We start from the raw sequence: 12935 nt of genomic DNA, 5'->3' as shown, positions 1-12935 counted from the left end.
TACAAATGCAACATCAAGCATAAACTTTGTTAACAGATTGAAAACAATCAATCGCTCTATTCTATTGAAATATCAAGCAATTATGTTGCTTTACCCTGTTGGCATTTTACTTGCTAAGAACATTTATCACAGAAGTAAGTTTAATCGCCAGAGTACTTTTTTGCCTGAAAATAAGTATTTAACTCATTTAATCATCATCAGCTAGTTCACAGGGGGAAAGTTTATGAGCCTCGGTCTAACCGCTCTAGAATTAGCGCGAATACAATTTGCTTTCACAGTATCCTTCCATATTATTTTTCCGGCCACTTCCATCGGTCTTGCCTGCTTTTTAGCAGTGTTAGAGTGGAAATGGTTAAGAACCCAAAACCCGATTTATAAAGATCTTTTTAAATACTGGATTAAGATCTTTGCCGTTGCCTTTGGTATGGGTGTGGTCTCGGGCGTGGTCATGAGTTACCAGTTCGGTACGAACTGGAGTGAATTTTCACGCGTCGCCGGAAGTATTACTGGTCCTTTACTTACCTATGAAGTCTTGAGTGCCTTCTTCTTAGAAGCAGGTTTCTTAGGCATTATGCTGTTTGGTTGGGGACGTGTTGGTCCTCGAGCCCATTTCTTCGCAACACTTATGGTGGCCATCGGAACATGTATTTCCATGTTCTGGATTTTATCTTCCAATAGCTGGATGCAGACTCCTCAAGGCTTTGCCATCGAAAATGGCATTATTGTGCCAAAAGACTGGTTAGCTATTGTCTTTAACCCATCCTTCCCTTACCGCTTAGCCCATATGGGTGCTGCTGCCTTCTTGGTTTCATCTTTATTGGTGGTGGGAACATCTGCTTGGCATTTAGTAAAAGGTCGTCGTGATGAATTGGTGAAAAAATCATTCTCGATGGGTTTATGGATGGTACTTGTGACTTCATGTTTACAAGTGGTGATTGGTGATAACCATGGTTTAAACACTCGTGAACATCAACCTGCCAAACTTGCCGCAATGGAAGGTCACTGGGAAACCAACCACAATGAGCCGATGCCATTACTGTTATTTGCCATTCCAGATATGAAAGAAGAACGTAACCATTTTGAAGTCGGCGTTCCATATTTGGGTAGTTTAATTTTAACGCATAGCTTAGATGGACAAGTCATAGGTTTAAAAGAATTCGCACCTGAAGATCGTCCAAACTCAACCATCATTTTCTGGAGTTTCCGTGTAATGGTAGGACTTGGTGTACTCATGGTCACCTTGTCACTGATTGCACTTTGGCTACGTAAACGCGGAAAACTTTATGACACTTCATGGTTCCATAAATTTGCATTATTAATGGGCCCAGCAGGTTATGTTGCAATGCTTGCAGGCTGGATTACCACAGAGGTTGGCCGTCAACCTTGGGTGGTATATGGCATTCTGCGAACAAAAGATGGTCTATCGCATACGGTGTCGGCAGATCAAGTTGGCCTCAGTCTCTTTATTTTTGTAGTGGTGTATACCATCGTTTTTGGTAGCGGTATCTACTACACCTTAAAACTGATTAATAAAGGCCCATCATTTATCGATACACCAAATATCGAGTCTGGTGGTGTTGGACACTTTAAAACACCAATGCGTCCGCTCAGTGCAGTCGATGAAAATATTGACAGCAAACAAAACTCTGGGGAGAACCGTCATGATTGATCTTTCTTTAATATGGGTCGGTATTATCGGTTTAGGTGTCATGATTTATGTGGTCATGGATGGCTTCGACTTAGGAATCGGGATTATGTTTCCGTTCATTAAGAGTAGCCAAGAACGTGATGTCATGATGAATACCGTTGCCCCTGTCTGGGATGGTAACGAAACATGGATGGTACTCGGTGGTGCTGGTCTATATGCTGCCTTCCCACTGGTCTATTCAACAGTTTTATCAGCGCTCTACCTGCCTATTATTTTCATGGTGATTGCACTGATTTTCCGTGGGGTTGCTTTTGAATTCCGCTTTAAAGCTCATCGAACCAAACATCTTTGGGACTTGGCTTTTATTTGGGGTTCAGTTTTAACCAGTTTCCTACAAGGGATTATTCTGGGTGCCTATATTCAAGGGATTAAAACTGAAAATGGTATTTTTGCTGGCGGGTCTCTGGATTGGTTGTCTCCATTTACGATCTTTACAGGTATTGGCGTAGTGGCTATGTATGCCACTTTAGGCTGTGGATGGCTCATTTTAAAAACCGAAAAAGGCTTACAGCAACGTATGTATGAGCTTATGCCTAAGCTAATTATTACACTGCTCATTATCTTTGGTGCTGTCAGCTTATATACGCCTTTAACACATCCTGAAATTGCAGATCGATGGTTCTCTTTACCAAATCTGTTCTATTTTAGCCCTGTGCCTATTTTGGTCTTATTGTTTGTTGGTCTAATTTTATCAGCGTGTAAAAAGCAAGATCATGACCTCAAACCATTTGCATATACATTGGCCCTCGTTTTCCTTGCATTTACTGGTTTTGTAATTAGTTTATGGCCTTATATTATTCCGCCATCAGTCACCATCTGGCAGGCTGCAGCACCTCATTCAAGCCAAATGTTTGCTTTAGTGGGGGCGCTTATTTTGATTCCAATCATTATTGCTTACACCATTGTGTCTTACTGGGTATTTAGAGACAAAGTCCGTGTAGGTGATGAAGGCTATCATTAAGTATGGAGGGTTTTATGAAAAAGTCATCCGTTAAACTCAATCAAACCCAATGGTTTATTCTGCTATGGCTTGGTGGTTTTTTAGCCTTAGCTGTGATTGCGGGATTGTTTAAAGTGATATTGATTTATGCAGCCCCTTACTTAAAGTAATTCCATCCTTATAGACAAATGCCGTTTGTAGATTCTACAAACGGCATTTATTATTGAGTAAGCGCTTCTTTTATTTTGTCATTTTTGGCAGCCAACACATGTATAAATCTGAACAACTTGCCCATAGTATTCGCCAACTCATTGAGAGCGGAAATTTAAATGCGCATGAGAAACTCCCGTCTTTAAGAGATCAGGTACAACGTTCTGGTTTTAGCTTAATGACTGTCATGAATGCTTACCAAGAACTTGAATCTCAAGGGCTCATTTATTCAAAAGAAAAATCGGGTTATTTCGTTGCCGAGCAAATTGCACTAAAGCCACTCGAGCAATATTCAGTTGTTTCACTAAACTCTAAAATCGAAATTAACTCATTAGTTTTTAAATACCTAAAGTCAATTCAACATGAATCTGTCGTACCTTTTGGTTCAGCTTTTCCAGATAGTCAGCTTTTAGCTGCCCCCAAACTTATTCAAATTATGGGACAACTTGCTCGGCAAAGACAAAGCTATGACCAGACAGCAAGTCTACCTCCCGGTAATTTAGCCTTAAGAAAACTGATTGCTCAGCGCTACTGTATGCAAGGCATACAAACCGACCCAGATGACATTGTCATTACATCCGGAGGATTAGATGCACTCAATCTTTCTTTACAAGCAGTTGCTAAACCGGGTGACTATATTCTATTGCAACAAACCGTGTTTTACGGCGCTTGGCAAGCTGCCGAGCGTTTAGGGCTTAAAGTGATTACCATTCCCGAACATCCTCAATATGGTTTTGACCTAGAAGCTTTTGAACAGGTTATTCAAACATACCCAATTAAGGTGTGTTGGCTGATGCTGAATGCCCATAACCCGATTGGTTTTACCGTCAGTGATGACATTAAATATAAAATTGCCAAGTTGCTTCACGAGCACCAAATTTATTTGATTGAAGATGATGTCTATGAAGAGCTTTTTTATGGTGGCCAAAAACCACTTTCAATGAAGTATTTTGACCAACAAAATCTGGTGCTTCACTGCTCGTCTTTTTCTAAAACATTAGGTGCTGGTTTTCGGGTCGGTTGGGTCTATGCGGGTAAGTTTTCAGACCATATTCAACACTTGCAGCTCATGAGTACCATTTCAGTAAATGCCCTTATTCAAAATGCATTAGTCGAGTTTTTATCTCATCATCATTATGAAAAGCACTTGCGTACACTTAGACTTTCACTTGAGCGTTATAAAAAGCAGTTTTATCACTACTTAAAGCAGCATTTACCGAGCTCTTGCGAAGTGTATTACTACCCAAGTGGCTATTTTCTATGGGTCAAACTTCCTAGTACCCTAGACAGTATGCAAGTTTATGAAGAGTTGATTCAGCAAGATATTGGCGTTGCGCCAAGCCCTCTATTTAGTGTTTTACCTACACAGCAGCATTATTTGAGAATTAACTGTTCTTTTGAATGGAACACTAAAATTCAAAATGCATTAGATCAGGTTATCAAAACCATTCAACAGAGAGTTGAAGCAAGTCTCTAAAGAAATGCTTCGACCTAAGCACAATTTTATAGACTTTATTTTGTGGTAACTTTATAGCTCAAATCTATTGGTTTTAGGGAAGCAGGTTCAAAGGATTAATATGGAAATTGATGAAGAACTCACCCTGAAAAAAATACAGATTTTTTTGGCTTTCATGCGCTGTGGAAATTTGTCTAAAACAGCCACAGAAATGCAGTTGAGTAATGTCAGTGTTCATAAAGCCTTACACTCTTTAGAAAGCGCTTTACGTTGTCCTCTTTTTAAAAATGAAGGCCGTAACCTCATTCCTTTAAAAAGTGCTTATGTCTTTGAGGAACGGGCACAAAAAATCGTACAAGACATTTTTATCACCGTAAATAAAACCAGAGAAGCCGCTGGCTTTGCAGCCAAGGTTTTACATCTAGGTTCTCTTTATTCTTTGACGGTAAACACCATTCCAAATGTGATTAGCGGTCTTAAGCTCAGACGTAGTGAGCTTGATATTCAACTGTTGCTGAGTTCAAATCAGGACTTGGTGAAAAAGCTTAAAGCAACTGAGCTTGATGCCATTATCGTGGCTTTAAATGAAACCACTCAAGATGATGACTTTGAAATTTTGCCGATGTTTTCAGACGATATCTTTCTGGCCGTCAATAAAGATTCAAAATATGCCGATTTTAAAGATATTGATTTAAGCCTTTTAAAAGAAGAAACTTTTTTAACTTTAACTAAGGGTTTTGCAACTCATAACGACAGTGACATTATTTTTAAAAAAGCAGGTTTTTCACCAAAAGTTGCTTTACAGGTCAATGATATTTTTACCTTAATTAGTATGGTCAGCTCAGGTGTCGGTTTTGCTCTACTACCCGGCCGTATTTCTGCAGTTTATGAAAGTTCAGTAAAACTTATTCCACTAAAACAGCAATATCACATGCAACAAGAAATCGGTCTCGTCTTTTTAAAAAGTAAAGAGCGCGATCCAAACTTACTTGCTCTGATTGCTGAATGTCGAATGTTTGCCTCTAATTTCAAAAATAAAAAAGACCGTTGTTAATAGCAACGGCCTTTTTGACTGAATATTAAATACTGATTAACCAACTAAAGCTTTAACAGCAAAGAACAAAACAGTCGGCCCCATTAAGCAACCAAGACCTGTATGGAACGTTGCTGTAAGCGCACCGTAAGGAACCAAACGGCGATCTGTCGCTGCTAAACCAGCCGACACACCACTCACAGTTCCTGCCAAGCCACCAAAAATCATGGCAGAACGTGGATTGTCTAATCCCATAAATTTTGCTGTAAGCGGTGTTGAAACCATTACACAAATTGCTTTCACCAGCCCCGTTGCAATTGAAAGCGCCATGACCTCAGAACTCGCACCAATGGCCGCACCTGTCACTGGCCCCACAATGTAGGTCACTGCACCTGCGCCAATTGTGGTAATACTTACCGCATCGCGATAGCCAAAAATCCACGCAAACATACAACCGACAATAAATGGCAAAATGGTTCCGAGAAATAAAGAGAAGGCGCCAATAAATCCGGCTTTTTTCGCCTCAGTCGCTTGTACCTCAAATGCAGTTGCAACAATGGTAAAGTCACGAAGCATTGCACCGCCCATGAGTCCGACACCAGTAAAGAGTGCAAGATCGGTAATACCTTTTTCACCGCCTGTCATTTTTCCGCCAAACCATGCCAAGATCAAACCAATCACAATCGCAATTGCTGAAGCATGCACTCGTCCCTTGGTTAAATATTTAGATAGCTTGGTCGACAACCACATAATTAAAGCAATTAAAGCGAAAGCTGTAATTAAACCTAAATGGGTTAAGTCCTTTAATAATAATTCAACCATGAACTTTGCCTCCAATGCGGTTTAATGTGGTGTCTTCTTCCTTCGGTAAAGGGCTTGCCTTGTTATAGCGGCTTAAACCTGCAATGGTCAGTGTACAAACGATAACCGAAACTACCGCAGCGAAGAGTGCCATATGTCCACTAGATAATGCTGTAACCACATTTTGTTGTGCTGCCATAGCAACAACAACAGGAATATACATAGTGCCCCAGAATGAAACGCCTTTTTCGGCTTCAACTGTCATAACACCACGTTTTTCCATCCATAACCGTATACAAATGAGTAAAATCATGGCGATACCCACGCCACCAACATTGGACTTTACACCCAATAAAACGCCCAACAAGTCGCCAACAATAACACCCACCAAGGTGCAAAGTGCGAGTAAACCAACTCCATATATAATCATGACAATCCCTCATATCCTTGGATCATTTATGCTTTTGTAAAATCTGACTCAAAAAGAAAAACTATTTGCCTGTTCTTTTTGCATTGCCATCTGAATAGTGTCTATGCGTGTCCCTTGAAATGACAACACGGTTCCTTCTTTAAATGTTCGGCGTGCAAGTGTAGTAAGCACCGTTCCCGGCAAAGCTTCGATCTGTAACCTCACACCTCGCTCCCATGCAGCTTGGATGGTACTTTCCCAATCTACAGTTCGACTCATATTAAAAGCCAAGTCATCACCAATCTGTTCTGGCCTGCTAAGCGTACGAGCCGTTGTACCACTTAAATATCGTATTTTAGGCTGCTTTAAAGTCACTCCCTCCATAGACGCTGCAAGTTGCTTTGCTTGCTGACTTAATAATTCACAGTGCGATGGCACCGATACATCTAATTTTTTTGCCACCACGCCTTGTTGCCTTGCCAAAACAGCAACTTGGTTCATGGCCTCAAAACTTCCTGAAATAACGATCTGGTTATGTGCATTAATATTTGCGACAAACACCTCTGACGTTATTTCATAAATCTGTTTGACCCATGTTTCAACAGCTGCACGGTCTGTACCAATCAGTGCAGTCATACCATAGCCTGTTGGATAGGCGTTTTGCATGAGTTCACCTCGATAGGCAACCAAACGAACGGCATCCTCAAAGGCTAAAACTCCCGCTACAACCGCAGCAGACCATGCACCAATTGATAGACCAGCCACATAGTCAGGTGTTAAGTTTTCCTCAGTTAATAGTGCAGAACTCACCACACCTGAAATAAGTAAACAAAGCTGTACTGCACGTGTCGATTGCAATGCAGCCGGACTATCTAGCATCAAGACATCTTCTTTGAGTGCATCCGATGCACGCTCAAGGTATTCTTTAACCAGAGCTGTTTGAGGTAAGTCGTGCAACATATTGCTTCGTTGCACACCTTGTCCCGGATATACCCAAATTGAAGCCATGATATCTATTCCCTAATTCCATGGGTTTTCTACTAAAACAGCACCCTCAGGACGTTTCAATAGAACTTTTCCACTGTTCCTAGCCCATTCTTTTAACGCCAACCCACCTTGTGGAAGTTGAAGCTGTATATCCACATTCAGCCCGGCTTGCTGAAAATTTTCGAGTAACTCAACTGCCTGCTTTTTGGCAAAAGGCTGTTCAGCTCGAATCAATAAATCTATGTCACTTTGCTCGGTTACTGTTTTAATGCCCGTTGCCAGTTCAAACCCAAAACTTCCTGTATATCCCCAGCATCCTGAAAAGTTTTTCATAATGCTGGAAATGCTCTGTAAACGTTCTGCCAAGTGCTCAAACTGTTGCTTATCTAGGTGAGTCAGCGCTTCTGGCTTAAGCTGTTTGCTAATTGCAGATCGTGGCATTTGAGCTGCATAGCGTTGATGACGAAATTGCCCTCTTACACCCACAGCCACCTGATCTACAGGAGTAATTGACCGTCGAACTACAACAGGATCGCCTCGTTGCAATACCTCTTTCACCCAAAGTGGAACATCATCAGCCAAGCAATCGACCGTCATTCCCCACAGTAAATCATGGGCTTCGAGCTTAAGTTTCATGACCATTGCTCACGCAATAATTCACGGACTTTTTTAGACATTTGACGGTTTTGGCCGTGAAGTCTTTGTTCCAACCCTCTAGATTGATCAGCATTAATTTCTTTAAACGCTTGAGCAATCACCTGCTTCGCTGACAAAAGATCATCGGTTGTCGGTTGTTCAGGGTTTTCAACAGATAACAGTTCAGATAACAAACCTAGAGTTGCATAACTTTCAATGTCATAAGCCATTGGAGGAATACTGGAAGCCAATTGCTCTAACTCATCAACCGATCGCAAGGTAACGCGTGCAGCAGATTCCTTACCCATCGCATGCACCATAACACCTGAATCTTTTAAGGCAATAATACGATTGGCTTGGTATCCATGCGCTAGGAAAGCACCCGACATCGACTTACCAACCAATAAACTGACAACAGGATGGCCTGCCAATCTGGCTCTAGCATAGCTATCTACTGCACCCGCTAAAGCTTGATGAATACCTAATAATTCTTCGCGGCGCCCATAGGCCTGACTCGGGACATCAACCAAGCATAAAATGCCGCGTTTAGTTTCTGAATGAACATCGACTTGAATCACGTCATCAACCGCTTTTGCCAAGCTCCAGCCTTCTAGCAGTCCAACTTCACCTTGTTTTGCCCGCGGGAATAGATTATTGCTGTCTTGGACAACTGCAATCACACGTACCGCTTGCTGATCAATCTGACCATCAGCCACCCAAACCGAAGCTGGAAAACCTTCAACTGTCTTAAAGCCTTGTATCAGTGCTTTAAACCAATGTGCACCACGAGTAGATGCTTTTAATGTATCAACGGCAATATTCATGCTTGCTCTCCTTGATACAAAGCTTGAACTTGTGCTGGGGTAATTTGCTCAGCAGTATCGACTTGTTGTAGCTTCTCTAAATAGAATGAGTAGTTTGAACTACGATGCTGCTGAGGCACGCCTTGAATTAAATAATCGATGACTTGCTCACGAATTTTCTGGCGATCATCGTCAACATAAGCATCTGCCAAACCACTAGCGAAACGCTGATTACCACCAGCAATACTCCATATAAATGGACGATCTTTGGCGTTATATTCTTGTACACCAGCTTCTTGTTCAATCACTTGCGGGCCATTTAAGCCTAAACGTCCTTCTTGTGTCATTACAATATAGCTACATAGACCAGCCGCAATTGACATACCGCCGAAGCACCCTACACTGCCTGCAACTACAGCAATGACGGGTTGATACTGACGTAAGTTCACAATTGCAGCCTGAATTTCAGCAATTGCAGCCAAACCCAGATTTGCTTCTTGTAAGCGAACGCCACCCGTTTCCAACAATAAAATTGCAGCTGTTGGAATGCCTTTCAGATTGTCTTCAACCGCAAGTTCTAAGGCTCCTGCAATTTTGGCACCACCTACCTCACCTAAACTTCCACCTTGAAATAAGCCTTCAATAGAAATTAAAACTACTGGCTGTTCTTGAATAGTTCCCTTTGCAATCACTACACCATCATCGGCTTGCGGCACAATATTTTGCTTAACGAGCCAAGGCGACATAACACGGGCAAATGGGTCGAGTAATTCTCGAAAAGTCCCTTCATCTAATAATGCTTTAGCACGCTCTCTCGCACTCAGCTCAATAAAATCTTGTTTATTTAACAAGCTCTCGATATCAGTCATGAGCAATCTCCTCTAATGCTTGTTCCAGACGTAAGCGAACAACACCAGGAGTTGCACCAAAGTCATGAATATCAATATTGACCGCTGGCGGTATTTGCGCAGTAAAAATTCGTTCAAAAAGATTGTGCCAACGTGCTGCACTGCCATCTACCGAAGTCACCACTTGAATAGAAGCTTTTCCAGTTTCACCAGGTTCCATCAAAATTTCTAAATCACCTGAACCAACACATCCTACCAATGCTTTTTTTACAGGTGGCTCTGTGGCCACAAATTCAAAATGAAGTGTTTCCATAATCAAAATCCCTTTTTATTTTTCACAGATGTCTGCTCAACACGATCTATAAACAAGGTTGCTGCCAACAAATCTGCGGCACCACCAGCAGACGCCTTCATCCGAAGCAGATCAATCTCTAAAAGATGCAAAGCACGTCGACCTTCTAAGCTTGAGCTACCGCCCAAATCCAATACTTGCTGAGCACCTTGTTGCATACGCTTTAAACCAGATGTGCCAGAGCGATAAAGCACGCAGGTATCGGTCAAATCTGTCATCATGGCAAGTAAGGCATCTAAGCGAGCAAACTCTTCTTTCATGGGTTTACTACGACTTTGATAAAGTTGCTTTAACCCAAAATTCACAATAGTTGGAAAGCCTTGTTGTGCCTGTTCTTTGGCACCTAAGATGCCTAATTTCTTTTGTACTTGCTGACCATGACTCAAGGCCTGCTCTGGAATAAAGCGATCTTCAAGCTGAGCAATCTGGCCTGCTAACTGGCATAGCTCAACAGCCGATAAATATTGCTGATTACTGCGCGCCAATGCTGCTGCGGTAACCATTAAACCCAAGGCCCAAATTGCACCGCGGTGTGTATTTACACCATCTGTTGCCAACATCATGGTCTTTTCACCTTGGCGACCGATTTCTCCAATGTCTTCACGCAAAGCTAAACAGACTTTTCCATGATGCTTTGCAGCTTGCGCCATCGCATCATACATAGGCCCTAAACTTTTCGCAGAGCGCTCCATTAACTCCAAAGTCAGGTCATCATGCGCACCACTGCCACGGCGATCTACCAAGGCGGGCTTAGGGGTCAGATTCACTTCATCAATTAACGCTTCGACTGCTAAACTTGCCAAAAGCTGACTATCGCTGAGCGTTTGATATTGAACTTGTGCCATCATTACCAACTCCTAAATTTTGCAGGGGGTTGATATAAACCATCAGACCATGTCACCAAGTCGGCAATATTTTTTGCAGCTAAAAGTTCTCGTGTTGCATCAGTGCGACGAATACCTAAATCTTCAGGGAATACCACCAAGCCTTCACTTCTTAAACGTGCTGTTGTTTTCGGGTCTTGAGTTAAACCAATACTGGTCACACCTGCCACCGCAGCAATCATGGCTTGACGTTCTTCTTGGCTGCTTGCTTTATATAGATAAGCGATGCCTTCTTCGGTGAGTAAATGGGTCACATCATCGCCATAAATCATGATCGGGGCTAAAGGCAAACCTGCGTTTTTAGCCACATCAATCGCATCAAGACGTTCTACAAAAGTTGGCTTGCCACCCTCCTGGAAGGTTTCCACCATTTGAACAACTAACTTTTTACCACGTGCCAAATAGGTTTCTGTTTCATTGGCACCTTGCAAACGCATATCCAGCCATGCTGGCGTATCGTGACGACGTCCACGTGGATCATGCCCCATGTTTGGTGCACCACCGAAACCAGCCAAACGACCTTTGGTAACGGTCGAAGAATGCCCCATGCCATCAACTTGCAAAGTTGCACCAATAAATAGATCAACGGCGTACTGACCTGCGAGCTGACACATCATGCGGTTGGAACGTAAAGCGCCATCACGACCTGTAAAGAAAACATCGGGACGAGCAGCAACATATTTTTCCATACCGAGTTCGGTACCAAAACAATGCACGCTTTCAACCCATCCCGTTTCAATCGCTGGAATTAAGGTTGGATGTGGATTCAGAGTCCAGTTTCGGCAGATTTTTCCTTTTAAACCTAAAGACTCACCATAGGTCGGTAAAATCAGTTCAATTGCCGCAGTGTTAAAACCAATACCATGGTTTAACGATTGCACATTATGCTTTTCATAAATTCCGCGAATTGCCATCATCGCCATGAGCACATGCACTGGCTTGATATGTTTCGGGTCTCGAGTAAATAACGGTTCGATATAAAATGGCTGATCTGCGACCACCACATAATCCACCCAAGAGGCAGGAATATCGACACGGGGTAACTCTGAGACGTCATCGACCAGTTCATTGACCTGAACAATCACGATACCGTCACTAAAAGCAGCAGGTTCAATAAGTGCTGGAGAATCTTCGGTACTTGGACCTGTATAGATATTGCCTTGGCGGTCTGCCATAAAGCCCGCTGAGAGCACCACATTTGGAATGAGGTCGACTACCAAACGTGAATACAACTCGATATAGGTATGAATCGCACCAATCTCTAATAGTCCATCTTCAATTAACTGACTAATACGTAAACTTTGCGGGCCAGCAAAAGAAAAATCGAGCTTACGCGCAATGCCTTTTTCAAACAGATCAAGATGTTCTGAACGCCCTACGCTTGGCATGATCATATGCAAATCATGCAAAATATCTGGATTGGTTTGAGCCAAAGAGCGCGATAAAAAATCAGCCTGCTTTTGGTTATTCCCTTCGAGTACAACTTTGTCACCCGGTGTAATTAAGGTTTCCAAAACTTTAATAATGTCTTGAGTTGGAATCACCACACCATCGATATATTGGTTTGCCATCTCTAGTTTTAGTTGTTTGGCATGACGCCGCTTTGTCCATAATCGTTCTTTATTCTGAACTGATCCTTCCATGTACTTACCTATAGATCGCAGTTTTGTTCTGAATCTATAAAAACGCTTTATGGACTTTCGATCAATCAACCTAGATGAGCTGTTATTAACTTCAGGTTAATGATTTAAGTATGGCTTAATCCCGTGGTTATTAATTGCCCTATGTTCATCATGATTAAACAAAAAATAAGCTTTCGCTTTATGCAGAGTTTATTTTTCTATTTCTAATAAATGATCTTTACTAAA

Annotated in this window: 14 protein-coding genes; 5 read left to right on the top strand and 9 right to left on the bottom strand. The window is 42.0% G+C overall.

Annotation, left to right across the window (positions count from 1 at the left end; genetic code table 11):
- Nucleotides 1-223 precede the first annotated feature (223 nt).
- From ACG59Z_RS09555 to ACG59Z_RS09535, 5 genes are all read left to right on the top strand, one after another.
- Nucleotides 224-1669 carry a cytochrome ubiquinol oxidase subunit I gene (locus ACG59Z_RS09555; protein ID WP_400198975.1) on the top strand — a complete coding sequence of 482 codons (1446 nt, stop codon included), beginning with the start codon at nucleotides 224-226 and terminating at the stop codon, nucleotides 1667-1669.
- Nucleotides 1662-2669, top strand: a complete 1008-nt coding sequence (gene cydB / locus ACG59Z_RS09550) for a cytochrome d ubiquinol oxidase subunit II (protein ID WP_343569521.1) — start codon at nucleotides 1662-1664, stop codon at nucleotides 2667-2669. Before ACG59Z_RS09555 ends, cydB begins: the two co-directional genes overlap by 8 nt.
- Nucleotides 2670-2683: 14 nt before the next feature.
- A complete protein-coding gene (locus ACG59Z_RS09545) occupies nucleotides 2684-2818 on the top strand; it encodes a hypothetical protein (RefSeq protein WP_000749813.1) in 135 nt (44 codons plus the stop codon).
- Between the two features lie 98 nt (nucleotides 2819-2916).
- Nucleotides 2917-4335, top strand: a complete 1419-nt coding sequence (locus ACG59Z_RS09540) for a PLP-dependent aminotransferase family protein (protein WP_400198973.1) — start codon at nucleotides 2917-2919, stop codon at nucleotides 4333-4335.
- A 100-nt stretch (nucleotides 4336-4435) separates the two neighbouring features.
- Nucleotides 4436-5368 carry a LysR family transcriptional regulator gene (locus ACG59Z_RS09535; RefSeq protein WP_005132240.1) on the top strand — a complete coding sequence of 311 codons (933 nt, stop codon included), beginning with the start codon at nucleotides 4436-4438 and terminating at the stop codon, nucleotides 5366-5368.
- A gap of 36 nt (nucleotides 5369-5404) precedes the next feature.
- Here ACG59Z_RS09535 and madM read toward each other — a convergent pair whose 3' ends face one another.
- Genes madM through mdcA form a run of 9 tightly spaced genes read right to left on the bottom strand, consistent with a single transcriptional unit; the run spans nucleotide 5405 to nucleotide 12710 of the window.
- On the bottom strand, nucleotides 5405-6169 hold the full coding sequence (gene madM, locus ACG59Z_RS09530; protein WP_005132241.1) for a malonate transporter subunit MadM: 765 nt from the start codon (nucleotides 6167-6169) through the stop codon (nucleotides 5405-5407).
- A complete protein-coding gene (madL, locus tag ACG59Z_RS09525; RefSeq protein ID WP_400198971.1) occupies nucleotides 6162-6578 on the bottom strand; it encodes a malonate transporter subunit MadL in 417 nt (138 codons plus the stop codon). The genes madM and madL overlap by 8 nt, the downstream gene beginning before the upstream one ends.
- Nucleotides 6579-6626: 48 nt before the next feature.
- Complete coding sequence (gene mdcH / locus ACG59Z_RS09520; protein ID WP_400198969.1) at nucleotides 6627-7565, bottom strand: malonate decarboxylase subunit epsilon; 939 nt, start codon at nucleotides 7563-7565, stop codon at nucleotides 6627-6629.
- Nucleotides 7566-7577: 12 nt separating this feature from the next.
- A complete protein-coding gene (locus ACG59Z_RS09515) occupies nucleotides 7578-8186 on the bottom strand; it encodes a malonate decarboxylase holo-ACP synthase (protein WP_400198967.1) in 609 nt (202 codons plus the stop codon).
- A complete protein-coding gene (gene mdcE / locus ACG59Z_RS09510) occupies nucleotides 8177-9004 on the bottom strand; it encodes a biotin-independent malonate decarboxylase subunit gamma (protein WP_400198965.1) in 828 nt (275 codons plus the stop codon). The genes ACG59Z_RS09515 and mdcE overlap by 10 nt, the downstream gene beginning before the upstream one ends.
- Nucleotides 9001-9852: a biotin-independent malonate decarboxylase subunit beta gene (locus ACG59Z_RS09505; protein WP_400198963.1), complete on the bottom strand. Its 852-nt coding sequence runs from the start codon at nucleotides 9850-9852 to the stop codon at nucleotides 9001-9003. The genes mdcE and ACG59Z_RS09505 overlap by 4 nt, the downstream gene beginning before the upstream one ends.
- Nucleotides 9845-10144 (bottom strand): malonate decarboxylase subunit delta, encoded by a 300-nt coding sequence (locus tag ACG59Z_RS09500; RefSeq protein ID WP_000448956.1) that lies wholly within the window; start codon nucleotides 10142-10144, stop codon nucleotides 9845-9847. Before ACG59Z_RS09500 ends, ACG59Z_RS09505 begins: the two co-directional genes overlap by 8 nt.
- A gap of 2 nt (nucleotides 10145-10146) precedes the next feature.
- Nucleotides 10147-11031 carry a triphosphoribosyl-dephospho-CoA synthase gene (locus tag ACG59Z_RS09495; protein WP_005132247.1) on the bottom strand — a complete coding sequence of 295 codons (885 nt, stop codon included), beginning with the start codon at nucleotides 11029-11031 and terminating at the stop codon, nucleotides 10147-10149.
- Complete coding sequence (gene mdcA, locus ACG59Z_RS09490) at nucleotides 11031-12710, bottom strand: malonate decarboxylase subunit alpha (protein ID WP_005132248.1); 1680 nt, start codon at nucleotides 12708-12710, stop codon at nucleotides 11031-11033. The genes ACG59Z_RS09495 and mdcA overlap by 1 nt, the downstream gene beginning before the upstream one ends.
- Between the last annotated feature and the right edge of the window lie 225 nt (nucleotides 12711-12935).

It is taken from the genome of Acinetobacter sp. ABJ_C1_1 (assembly GCF_044684115.1).
Classification (GTDB): Bacteria; Pseudomonadota; Gammaproteobacteria; order Pseudomonadales; family Moraxellaceae; genus Acinetobacter; species Acinetobacter nosocomialis_A.
This window is presented reverse-complemented; position numbering and strand designations above follow the sequence as displayed.